The organism is Streptomyces tricolor, from assembly GCF_002155905.1.
GTDB classification, from domain to species: domain Bacteria; phylum Actinomycetota; class Actinomycetes; order Streptomycetales; family Streptomycetaceae; genus Streptomyces; species Streptomyces tricolor.
Genome location: NZ_MUMF01000131.1, coordinates 1 through 10,691, shown reverse-complemented (window position 1 = coordinate 10,691; position 10,691 = coordinate 1). Strand labels below are relative to the sequence as shown.

The following is a 10,691-nucleotide window of genomic DNA, read 5'->3' as shown; positions in this document are numbered from 1 at the left end:
GCCGGGGTCGGGGCGTGGGTGTGGCGGTACGGGTTCGGGACCGAGAGCAGGGGCGGTGCCGACCGGTCGCCGGGTCGGTCGGCGACCGGTGCGGACCGGCCCGCGGTGCTGCGCTGGCAGTACGACCTCGGTGGCATCGGCGGCCTGGACGGAGCCTGCTGCGCGCTCTCCCCGGACGGTTCCGTCGTCTACGCCGGCACCTCGGGCGGCGTCCTGCACGCGATCTCCCGGGACGGCTCCCGGCGCTGGAAGGTCCGGCTCGGCGACGACGTCTCCACGCCCGTGGCCACCCGGGACGCCGTGTACTGCGTGGTGGGGTTCGAGGCCGAGGACGTGCGCCGGCTGACCGCGGTGAGCCCGTCCGGCAGCCCGCTGTGGACCCGCACCCTCGGCGACCGGGGGTACGCCGTCCCCGTCCTGCTCGGCGCCGACGTGCTGGTCTCCATCGGCGGCACGGACGCGGGCGGCCTGCGCCGCTACGCCTCCGACGGCAGCGAGAACTGGACCGCCACGACCCCGGCCGGCCCCACCGGCACCCCCGTCGTCGCGGCCGGGACGATCTACACCGGCAGCTACGGCGACGCCCTGCTGGCGCTGGACGCGCGGGACGGTTCGCGGAAGTGGCAGGTGTCCGCGGGCGCCGACGTCACGGTCCTCGCCCTCGCGGGCACCACCCTCTTCACGGACTCCGCCGCCGAACGCCAGGGTCACCGCGTCACGGACGGCCGGCGGCTGTGGCGGACGGAGGCCGACGCCGGTCCGCTGACCGGGGGCGGCCGCGCGCTGGCCGTCGGCACGGAATCGGCCGCGGTGTACGCCGTCCGGGCGGCCGACGGCTCCCGCGCCTGGACGTACGCGCTCAAGGGTGCCGCGGCCGACGCCCGGGCGGTGGTCGCCGGCGACACCGTGTACGCCCGGGCGGGGGAGGGGGTCTGGGCGCTGGACCTGAACGGCACGCCGCGCTGGAGCGCGGCCCTCGGCCGGGGCGCGGTCGACGACCAGCACACCCCGGTCGTGCGCGGCACCCGGCTCTACGTCCCCTCGGGCACCGGCATCGCCGCGATCGAGGTGAGCGGCTAGTTGTCGAGGCCGATCGCGAAGGCGGCCTCCAGATCGTGCTGGGAGTAGGTGCGGAACGCGACGTGCGTGTCCGTGGCCTCCACGCCGGGGATCTTGCTGATCCGCCCCGGGATGACCTCGGCGAGGTCCTCGTGCTGCCGCACCCGGACCATGGCGATCAGGTCGTAGGTGCCGGTGACCGAGAAGACCTCGCTGACGCTGTCGAGCGCGGCGATCTGCTCCGCGATCTCGGGGATCCGGTCCACGCTGGTCTTGATCAGGACGATCGCGGTGATCACGGCTGTTTCTCTCCCTCGGTGACCGGAGCTGGGGCGGCTTTCACTCTAGTCGCCCGCCCGTCACCCACCACCGCCCCGCCGAGGCCGCCCTTCGGGCCCTTCCCCCTTCCGTAACGCGCCCACGCGTAGCCGAAGCCCAGACCGAAGCCGACCAGGTGCGCCAGATACGCCACCCCGGGTCCGTCCGAGGCGCGTCCCGCCGCCAGCCATTGCAGGGCCGCCCAGAACGGCAGCACCACCCACGCGGGGAAGCGCAGCGGCAGGAAGAACAGGAACGGCAGGAGACTGGTCACGCGCGCGCGGGGGAACAGGTAGAGGAACGCTCCGAGGACCGCCGAGACCGCCCCGGAGGCGCCGACCAGCGACTGCCCGGAGCCGGCGTTGGCCGCCGCGTACCCCAGCAGGGCGAGGTAGCCGCAGCCGATGTAGAAGAGGGTGAACTCGACCCGGCCCATCCGTTCCTCGGTCATCGCTCCGAAGACGAAGAGGAAGAGCATGTTGCCGAGCAGATGGACCCAGCTGCCGTGCACGAACAGCGCGGTGGCCGGGGTGAGCGCCGCCCCGGCGGGGCCGTCGAACAGCTCGGCCGGGACCACGCCCCAGTGCCGGAAGTACGTCCGCTGCGCGGCGAGCAGCGCGTCCCCGGAGCCGTACCCGGGGACCAGTCCGGAGGCCGGGCCGAGCGCGAAGATCAGAGTGCACAGGGCGATGAGGCCGTACGTCAGCGGCGCCGGGGTGCCCCGGACCGCTCTGAGTGTCCTGCCGGCCGCCGTGCTCCAGGTGCTGATCATGACTACAGAGCATGACGTAACGGGACGCAAGCTGACAGACCGCCTCGCCGCCGTGGACGGAGGGGCGGCGAGGACCCGCCAGGCCGTAGGGTTACGAGCCACACGCGTCGGGGGACGGCGCGGACCGACTCGAGAAGGAAGAGAACAGTCACCATGACGGTTCCCCTGCCGACGGCCACGACACGATGGCGCTGCACCCTGTGCGGCAACCTCACCCGGTTCGACGTCACCCGCTCGTCGAAGGTCGTCGAGTACGTCCACCTCGATCTGGCGGGCGAGCCGAAGGTGGAGGAGCGCGAGGTGGTCAGTGAGACCATCGAATCGGTGCGCTGCCGCTGGTGCAACGCGGTGGACCAGGTGGAACTCGTGGACAGGCCGGGCGCCGGCTCCTGAGCGGAGCGGCCCCCGGAGAGGCTTTTTCCGGTATTGGGGTGTGACGGATGGTGGAGACCACAGGCGGGGGGCCGGACGACGGCACCGCTGAGGTGCTTGACCGTCCGCTGCCCGACGGCGTGCGCCGACGGGTCGTGCAGATCGTGTCGGACGGCTTCGGCGGGCTGACCGTGGCGGAACTGCCCGCCCAGCTGAGGCAGTACGCCCGGTTCGCCCCCAACCGCCGGGCGAAGTTCGCCGGCAACGCGATGGCGGCGGCGCTGGAGACCGACCCGCTGTTCCGGCAGCGGATCGGGGAGAAGCTCAGAGAGGCCCAGCCGGAACTCGCCGGCGCGCTCGACGCCGGCTCCCCGCCGCCGGCCGCGGACCCGCTCGACGTGGCCGCCGCCGCCTACGTGCTGCGCCCGGCGGGCTGGGTGAAGCTGGTCACCGCAGCCGGCGAGGAGGCCCAGCGCGCGGACGCCGAGCGCGCCGACGAGGAGAGCCGGGCCGAGCTGGAGCGGCTGCGCGCGGAGCTGGCGCAGGCCCGGGAACACACCCGCGCCGAGACCGAACGGCTGCGGACGGAGCTGGAGTCGGCCAGGAAGGAAGCGGAATCGCTTCACCGCAAACTGCGCGCCGCGCTCAGTGACGTCAAGCGGGGCGAGGCCGCGCTGCGCAAGGTGCAGGGCGAGATCGACGCCGTGCGCACCGAGGCGCAGGCGCAGGTGTCGGCCGCGGAGAGCGAGACCCGGCGGCTCAAGGCCCGCCTCGGCGAGGCGGAGGCCACGCTGGAGGCGACCCGCCGGGCGGCCCGCGAGGGCCGCAGCGTGGAGGACATGCGGGTACGGCTGCTGCTCGACACCCTGCTGGACGCCACCCAGGGGCTGCGGCGCGAACTCGCCCTGCCGCCGGTGTCCGTGCGCCCGGCGGAGACCGTCGACGCGGTCGAGCCGGGCCGGATGACCCCGAAGGACATCGCGGCGCGCGCCCTGTCGGAGAACGATCCGGCCATTCTCGACCAGCTGTTGGCGCTGCCGCAGGCGCACCTGGTCGTCGACGGCTACAACGTGACCAAGACCGGCTATCCGCAGATGCCGCTGGAGAAGCAACGGCTCAGGCTGCTGGGCCAGTTGTCGGCGCTCGCCGCGCAGACCGGGGCGGAGGTGACCTGTGTCTTCGACGGCGCCGAACTCGCCGCGCCGGTGCTGCTCGCGCCGCCGCGCGGGGTGCGGGTGCTGTTCTCCAAGCCGGGCGTCACGGCCGACGAGCTGATCCGCCAACTGGTGCGCGCGGAGCCGCCGGGCCGTCCGGTCATCGTCGCCTCCACCGACCGGGAGGTCGCCGACGGGGTCGCGAAGGCGGGTGCCCGGCCGGTGGCCTCTGCGGTACTTCTCAAGCGACTGTCCTGAAGGTCCAACGGGCAAAGGTAATGCCCGAATTGGTCCGTATCGTCACGCAACGGAGTGTCAATCGGGTCTCACCCCCGGTGAGTTCTGTGCAAAGAATGCACTGCGTGACGGGATTTTTTGCCGTGAGGATTTGAACTGATCACAACTGGGTCACTAGGGTCTGGCCTCGAACCTCCGAACGGGTGATCACTCACAAGAAGGAGTTCGTCCTCCGTGGCGTCCCACCGTCGACCCAAGCAGCCGAGCCGCACCCGCGTGACCGTGCTCACCACCGCTGCCGCAGCTGCCGTCGCGCTCAGCGCCAACGCCGCCAACGCCGCGCCGAGCGAGAAGCTCAGCAAGGACGAGGTCAAGGCCAAGGTCGACAAGCTCTACGAGCAGGCGGAGCAGGCGACCGAGAAGTACAACGGCGCCAAGGAGAAGCAGCAGAAGCTGCAGAAGGACATATCCACCATCCAGGACAACGTCGCGCGCGGTCAGGAAGAGCTGAACAAGCTGCGCGACGGCCTGGGTTCGCTGGCCACCGCGCAGTACCGCTCCGGCGGCATCGACGCCTCCGTCCAGCTCTTCCTCTCCTCCGACCCGGACGACTATCTCGACAAGGCGTCCACGCTCGACCAGTTGAGCAGCCAGCAGGTCGACGCGCTGAAGAAGATCCAGGACAAACAGCGCGAACTCGCCCAGGAGCGGGCCGAGGCCACCGAGAAGCTCAAGGACCTCTCCGCCACCCGCACCGAACTGGGCAACAAGAAGAAGGAAGTCCAGAGCAAGCTCGCCGAGGCGCAGAGGCTCCTGAACACCCTGAGCGCCAAGGAGAAGGCGCAGCTCGCCGAGAAGGAGCAGCGCGCCAACCGCTCCTCCACCGAGCGCGTGGAGCTGGGCGACGCCCCGCCCGCCTCGGGCCGCGCCCAGGCGGCCTTCTCCGCCGCCCAGACCCGGATCGGCTCGCCCTACGTCTACGGCGCCACCGGACCCTCCTCCTTCGACTGCTCGGGCCTGACCTCCTGGGCCTACGCCCAGGCCGGCGTCTCCATCCCGCGCACCTCCGAGGCGCAGGCGCAGATCGGCACGAGGATCTACAGCCAGAGCGACCTCAAGGTCGGCGACCTGGTCTTCTTCTTCAACGACCTGCACCACGTCGGCCTGTACGCGGGCAACGGCCAGGTCCTGCACGCCCCGCGCACCGGCACGGTCGTCCGGTACGAGTCCATGACGACCATCGGCGGCCCCTTCATGTTCGGCGTCCGGGTCTGACGCCGCGCCGCACCCGGCCCCGACACGCGGACACGGTGGCGCCCGAACGGGCGAATCACCGGAACCGGAACTGACTCCACGCCCCGCCGATGACCTGCGTCAGCGGCGGGGCGTCACCTTTCGTTGACGCCGCGGTCTTTGGTCGCGGCCCCTCCGCACGGCTACTGTCTGCCGCGTTTCCCCGGCGCCGGGGCCTCCCCGTCCCCACGCGCCGGGGGGACCGTCTGTGTCCGCCAGCAGAAGGACTGCCGTGGGGTCCCATCGCCGCCTTGCACCGTCCGGATTCGACCGGGGCGCCCTCGCCCTGAGCGTGCTGTCGGCCGCGATGGCCGCGCTCGGCGCCGTACCGGCGCACGCGGCGCCGGGCGCCGGCACCCGGGCCGAGGTGGACCGCCTGTACGAGGAGGCCGAGAAGGCGACCCAGGCCTACGACAAGGCCGACGAGCGCGCCGGTGAGCTGCGCCGGGAGGTCCGGGAGGCACAGGACCACATCGCCCGGCAGCAGCAGCGCGTCAACGACCTGCGCGAGCAGCTCGGTGCGCTGGCGGGCGCCCAGTACCGCTCCGGCGGCATCGATCCCACGGTCGCCCTGCTCTTCTCCGCCGACCCCGACGACTACCTGGACAAGGCGTCCACGCTCGACCGCGTCGGCGCCCGGCAGGCGGGCCGGCTCAAGGAGTTGCAGTCGGTGCTGCGCGAACTCGCCCAGGAGCGGGCGGAGACGGCCGGGACCCTCGCCGAGCTGGAGAAGAGCCGCAAGGCCGTGGCCGCCCACAAGCGGACCGTGGAGCGGAAGCTCGCCCGGGCCCGGCAGCTGATCAACGCGCTGCCCGCCGCCGAGCGCGCGGCCTACGACCGGGCCTCCCGCGGCGGCCGTACGGAGCTGCCCGACCTGACCGGCGTCACCGTCCCCGACGGCCGTGCCGCCGCGGCCCTCGCCGCCGCCCGCTCGGCCCTCGGCCGTCCCTACGTGTGGGGCGCCAACGGCCCCTCCGGCTTCGACTGCTCCGGCCTGATGCAGTGGGCGTACGCGCACGCCGGCGTCCACCTGCCGCGCACCTCGCAGGAGCAGCGGTTCGCCGGCCGGCAGGTCCCGCTCTCCCAGGCCCGGCCCGGCGACCTGGTCGTCTACCGCTCCGACGCCAGTCACGTGGGGATGTACGCCGGCAACGGACAGGTCATCCACGCCCCCTACCCCGGCGCCCCGGTGCGCTACGACCCGGTCGGGATGATGCCGGTCTCCTCGGTCACCCGCCCCTGACGGCGCCGCGCCCCGTACGATCGGCGCGTGGCTGGTCGCAGACGGGCGTGGGGCATCGGGGCCGTGGGGCTCGGGCTGCTGCTGCCGCTGACCGGGTGCGGCGGGCCGACGGCGGCCGACTCCGCGCGGGCGGAGGTGCAGCAGGTGCTCGACCGGCGCGCGGCGGCCCTCCTCGGCCGCGACGCGACGGCGTACGGCGCGACCGGCACCCGCACCGAGTACACCAGGCTCCGCGCGCTCCCGCTGGCCTCCTGGAGCTACCGGGTCACCGCCGTGCGCCGCACCGGGTCCGGCGCCACCGCCGACGCCGAGCTGCGCTACCGGGTGGCCGGCTACGACAAGGCCCCGGTCGACACCCGCCGCACGCTCACCCTGGGCCGTACCGCCGACGGCCGCTGGTACGTCACCGCCGACCGGCCCGCCGAGCAGGCCGGGCAGCAGCTGTGGGACCAGGGCACGGTGACCGCCGTGCGGGGCCGGCACAGCCTGGTGCTCGGCGGCGGGGGCACCACCGCCGGTCTGGAGCCGTACGCCCGGCTGGCCGACCGGGCGGTCCCGGCCGTCTCCGGGGCGTGGGGCACGGACTGGAGCCGCCGGGTGGTCGTGCTCGTCCCGCGCTCGCTGGCCGCCATGGCCTCCCTGCTGGGCGCGCCCGCCGCGAACTACCGGGGCATCGCCGCCGTCACCACCGGTGAGGCGGGCGGTGCGGGCCGGGCGCCCGCGGACCGGGTGGTGGTCAACCCGGAGGCGTACGCGCTGCTCGGCGACGCCGGCAAACAGGTCGTGCTCACCCACGAGACGACCCATGTCGCCACCCGGGCGCGCACCACCGCCGCCACCCCGCTGTGGGGCAAGCTCGGTGACCAGTACGGCCGCAAGCGGCTGTTCCAGACCGCCGTCGTGATCTTCCTGATCGGCTCCGCGCTGTGCGGCATGGCGCAGGACATGCCCCAGCTCATCGCCTTCCGGGCGCTGCAGGGGCTGGGCGGCGGCGGGCTGATGGTGCTGTCCATGGCGATCGTCGGCGACCTCGTGCCACCCCGCGAACGCGGGCGCTACCAGGGCCTGTTCGGAGCCGTGTTCGGGGCGACCAGCGTGCTGGGACCGCTGCTCGGCGGGCTGTTCACCGAGCACCTCAGCTGGCGCTGGGTGTTCTACGTCAACCTGCCCGTCGGCGTGGTCGCGCTTGCCGTGATCGCCGCCGCCCTGCACATCCCGCGCCGCACCGCCCGCCACGTCATCGACTACCTGGGCACGTTCCTGATCGCCTCCGTCGCCACCTGCCTGATCCTGGTCGCCTCGCTCGGCGGCACCACCTGGGCCTGGGACTCGGCGCAGACCGTCGGGCTCGCCGTGCTGGGCGTCCTGCTCGCCCTCGCGTTCGTCGCCGTGGAACGCCGGGCCGCCGAACCGGTGCTGCCGCTCACGCTGTTCCGCGTCCGCACCTTCACCCTGTCCGCCGTCATCAGCTTCGTCGTCGGCTTCGCCATGTTCGGCGCCATGACCTACCTGCCGACCTTCCTCCAGGTCGTGCACGGCATCTCCCCGACCCTGTCCGGCGTGCACATGCTGCCCATGGTGGCCGGCCTGCTGCTGGCCTCCACCGTCTCCGGGCAGATCGTCAGCCGCACCGGCCGCTGGAAGGTGTTCCCGGTCGCCGGCACCGCCGTCACCACCCTCGGCCTGCTGCTCCTGCACCGGCTGGACGAGACCAGCGGGACCGCCGTGATGAGCGTCTACTTCTTCGTCTTCGGTCTCGGCCTCGGCCTGGTCATGCAGGTCCTGGTGCTCATCGTGCAGAACGCCGTCTCCTACGAGGACCTGGGCGTCGCCACCTCCGGCGCCACCTTCTTCCGCTCCATCGGCGCCTCCTTCGGCGTGGCCGTCTTCGGCACGGTCTTCGCGAGCCGCCTCGGCCACGAACTCGCCGACGCCTTCCGGGGCGTACGCCTGCCGCCCGGCATCACCCCCGACGCGCTGAAGGCCGACCCCCGGGGCATCGGCGCGCTGCCGCCCCCGCTGCGCCCGGCGGCCCTGCACGCGTACGCGTCCGCCATCACCGACGTCTTCCTCTACGCCGCGCCCGTCGCCCTCCTCGGCTTCCTGCTGGCCTGGTTCCTGCGCGAGGACCGGCTGCGCGGCTCGGTCACCGCGCCGGACGTCTCCGAGACCATCCCGCCCAACCCCGTCGAGCGCTCCTCCTACGACGAGGTGTGCCGCGCCCTGTCCGTGCTCGGCACCCGGGAGGGCCGCCGCGAGGTCTACCGCAGGATCACCGAACGGGCCGGGTACGACCTGCTGCCCGCCGCCAGCTGGCTGCTGCTGCGCATCCGCCGCTACGGCTCCGTCGAACCGGCGGTGCTGGCCGAGCGCAGCCCGGTCCCGCTCCAGGCGGTCATGGCCGCCGCCCGCCAGGTCGAGGAACGGCGGCTCGCCGAACGCGAGGGCCTGGACCTCGTCCTGACCGACGCCGGCCGCGAGGTCGCCGAACGGCTCGCCACGGCCCGCGAGGAGTCCCTGGCCGAACTGCTCGGCGACTGGTGGCAGCCCGGCCGCTCCACCGACCTCCGGCGGCTGGTCCACGACCTCACCGGCGAACTGTGCGGCGCCGAACGCGAACGCCCGCACAACGGCACGGTGGCGAAGGTCAGTTGACGGCCCGCGCCGGCCCCAGTTCCTTGCGGAACCAGTGTTCGGCGTACGGGTCGGTGTTGTGCGGGCCGGTCTCCGTGTAGCCGAGGCGGGCGTACAGGGCGCGGGCCTCGACCAGGTCGGTGCGGGTGTCGAGGACGATCCGGCGGGCGCCGAGGGCGCGCGCGGCCTCCTCGGCGGCGGCCACGAGCAGCGGGGCCCCGCCCCGGCCGCGCAGCTCCGGCAGCACGAACACCCGGGTCAGCTCGGCGGTGTCCGGGTCCAGCAGCCGTACACCCGCCGAGCCGCCCGGCGTGCCGTCGTACCGCCCGACGAGCAGCCGCCCGCCCGGCGGCGCCAGGTCGGCCCCGGCCCCGGCCGCGATCTCCCGCTCCAGCTCCGCCGGGTCGGTGCGGCGCCCCTCGTGCAGCAGGTACCAGCGGTCGCTGACCTCTGTGTAGTACGCCCGCCACAGCGCGGCGGCGGCCGGGGAGTCGTACGGTTCCGAAGCGATCGTCCACGTCATGCCGGCCATTGTCGGGAGCCGCCCGGCACCCGCCGCAACCGGATTTGCGGGGGCCGTCGCGGGGCGGGCGGCCGTTTGTGGACCGGCTTCCGGGTCACCCGGACGGTGAACCGGCCAGCGGGGCCGGTCGGACCGGAAGGGCGAAGGGCAACCATGTCCACAGGCCTGATCATTCTGTTGATCGTGATCGCGGCGGTCGTGGTCCTCGGCGCGGCGACCGCCTTGGTGGTGCGCGGACGCGGCCGGCGCGGCGGGCCCAGCCTGCAACGGCGCTTCGGGCCCGAGTACGACCGCACGGTGGCGCTGTACGACGGGGACACCCAGGCCGCCGAACGAGAGCTGACCGAGCGCCTCGAACGCCACGGCGACCTGCGGGAACGGCCGCTGGACGGCGCCGAGCGGCAGCGGTACACGGACCGTTGGACGGCCGTGCAGGAACATTTCGTCGACTCGCCCCGGGAGGCGGTGGCCGAGGCCGACCGGCTGCTCGGGGAACTCGCCGCGGCACGGGGCTACCCGGACGGCGGACGGTACGACGAGCAGCTCGCCGCGCTGTCGGTGCACCACGGCGACCACGTCGAGGGCTACCGGCGGCTGCACCGGGCGGCCCGCGCGGGCGCCGGCGACGCAGCGGGCGGAACCGGCGGGACCGAGGAGCTGCGGTCGGCGCTGCTCGAAGCCCGCGCCCTCTTCGACGACCTGACCAGCGCCGAGCCCGGCCGGCACCGGGCCCCGGCCGGCACGGGCCGCCCCACGCCGCCTCCCGCGAGCCGCTCCCACGCCCGCTCCCACGCGCCGTGGGCGCTGCACCGGAGCCGACCGAAGGAGAGCTGAGCACCATGACGGACAGGACGAGCGGTCCCGGCGGCGACCGGCACCGCGCGGAACGCCTCTCCGGGGCCCCGGCGGAGGAGTGGGTGCCGGAGCAGGAGTCGGCGGACAGAGACGAGTGGGCACCGGGCGACGCGGCCCCGCGCCACCGGGCGCCGAGGACACCCCGCCCCGAGGAACGCCTGCCGGGCGAGCCCGCGGTACGGATGCCGGGGGAAGGGGCGGGCGGTCGTGTCCCCGGCATCCGTACCGCGG

10 protein-coding genes and 1 pseudogene are annotated in these 10,691 nt (G+C 73.9%); 8 read left to right on the top strand and 3 right to left on the bottom strand.

Annotated features, from left to right (window positions below):
* The coding region (locus CCN44_RS10780; RefSeq protein ID WP_158103087.1) for an outer membrane protein assembly factor BamB family protein at nucleotides 1-1,080 on the top strand (1,080 nt) is incomplete at its 5' end.
* Here the strand turns inward: CCN44_RS10780 and CCN44_RS10775 are convergent.
* Both CCN44_RS10775 and CCN44_RS10770 read right to left on the bottom strand, forming a co-directional pair.
* On the bottom strand, nucleotides 1,077-1,358 hold the full coding sequence (locus CCN44_RS10775) for an Lrp/AsnC family transcriptional regulator (RefSeq protein WP_059248881.1): 282 nt from the start codon (nucleotides 1,356-1,358) through the stop codon (nucleotides 1,077-1,079). The two genes, CCN44_RS10780 and CCN44_RS10775, sit on opposite strands and share 4 nt — an antisense overlap.
* Nucleotides 1,355-2,149, bottom strand: a complete 795-nt coding sequence (locus tag CCN44_RS10770) for a rhomboid family intramembrane serine protease (protein ID WP_167403967.1) — start codon at nucleotides 2,147-2,149, stop codon at nucleotides 1,355-1,357. Before CCN44_RS10770 ends, CCN44_RS10775 begins: the two co-directional genes overlap by 4 nt.
* A 153-nt stretch (nucleotides 2,150-2,302) precedes the next feature.
* Here CCN44_RS10770 and CCN44_RS10765 point away from each other — a divergent pair, with 153 nt between their 5' ends.
* The 5 genes from CCN44_RS10765 to CCN44_RS10745 all read left to right on the top strand — a co-directional run bounded on the left by CCN44_RS10765 (nucleotide 2,303) and on the right by CCN44_RS10745 (nucleotide 9,103).
* Nucleotides 2,303-2,542 (top strand): hypothetical protein, encoded by a 240-nt coding sequence (locus tag CCN44_RS10765; protein ID WP_055541554.1) that lies wholly within the window; start codon nucleotides 2,303-2,305, stop codon nucleotides 2,540-2,542.
* A 47-nt stretch (nucleotides 2,543-2,589) separates the two neighbouring features.
* Complete coding sequence (locus CCN44_RS10760) at nucleotides 2,590-3,933, top strand: NYN domain-containing protein (protein WP_059248879.1); 1,344 nt, start codon at nucleotides 2,590-2,592, stop codon at nucleotides 3,931-3,933.
* Between the two features lie 213 nt (nucleotides 3,934-4,146).
* Nucleotides 4,147-5,187 carry a C40 family peptidase gene (locus CCN44_RS10755; RefSeq protein WP_059248878.1) on the top strand — a complete coding sequence of 347 codons (1,041 nt, stop codon included), beginning with the start codon at nucleotides 4,147-4,149 and terminating at the stop codon, nucleotides 5,185-5,187.
* Nucleotides 5,188-5,437: 250 nt separating this feature from the next.
* Complete coding sequence (locus CCN44_RS10750) at nucleotides 5,438-6,448, top strand: C40 family peptidase (protein WP_189397247.1); 1,011 nt, start codon at nucleotides 5,438-5,440, stop codon at nucleotides 6,446-6,448.
* A 672-nt stretch (nucleotides 6,449-7,120) separates the two neighbouring features.
* Complete coding sequence (locus tag CCN44_RS10745) at nucleotides 7,121-9,103, top strand: MDR family MFS transporter (protein WP_414820494.1); 1,983 nt, start codon at nucleotides 7,121-7,123, stop codon at nucleotides 9,101-9,103.
* Here CCN44_RS10745 and CCN44_RS10740 read toward each other — a convergent pair.
* Nucleotides 9,096-9,614 carry a GNAT family N-acetyltransferase gene (locus CCN44_RS10740; protein WP_059249151.1) on the bottom strand — a complete coding sequence of 173 codons (519 nt, stop codon included), beginning with the start codon at nucleotides 9,612-9,614 and terminating at the stop codon, nucleotides 9,096-9,098. The two genes, CCN44_RS10745 and CCN44_RS10740, sit on opposite strands and share 8 nt — an antisense overlap.
* Before the next feature lie 144 nt (nucleotides 9,615-9,758).
* Between CCN44_RS10740 and CCN44_RS10735 the strand changes: the two genes are divergently transcribed.
* Together CCN44_RS10735 and CCN44_RS10730 are read left to right on the top strand one after the other, a co-directional pair.
* On the top strand, nucleotides 9,759-10,439 hold the full coding sequence (locus CCN44_RS10735; protein ID WP_059249149.1) for a hypothetical protein: 681 nt from the start codon (nucleotides 9,759-9,761) through the stop codon (nucleotides 10,437-10,439).
* 5 nt (nucleotides 10,440-10,444) lie between these two features.
* Nucleotides 10,445-10,691 (top strand): annotated as a pseudogene (locus tag CCN44_RS10730) (hypothetical protein); the annotation flags it as partial.

Excerpts from the sequence above, each read along its gene's own strand:
- CCN44_RS10770 (WP_167403967.1), bottom strand. The coding sequence starts at position 2,149 with ATGATCAGCACCTGGAGCACGGCGGCCGGCAGGACACTCAGAGCGGTC.
- CCN44_RS10765 (WP_055541554.1), top strand. The coding sequence starts at position 2,303 with ATGACGGTTCCCCTGCCGACGGCCACGACACGATGGCGCTGCACCCTG.
- CCN44_RS10760 (WP_059248879.1), top strand. The coding sequence starts at position 2,590 with ATGGTGGAGACCACAGGCGGGGGGCCGGACGACGGCACCGCTGAGGTG.
- CCN44_RS10740 (WP_059249151.1), bottom strand. The coding sequence starts at position 9,614 with ATGGCCGGCATGACGTGGACGATCGCTTCGGAACCGTACGACTCCCCG.
- CCN44_RS10735 (WP_059249149.1), top strand. The coding sequence starts at position 9,759 with ATGTCCACAGGCCTGATCATTCTGTTGATCGTGATCGCGGCGGTCGTG.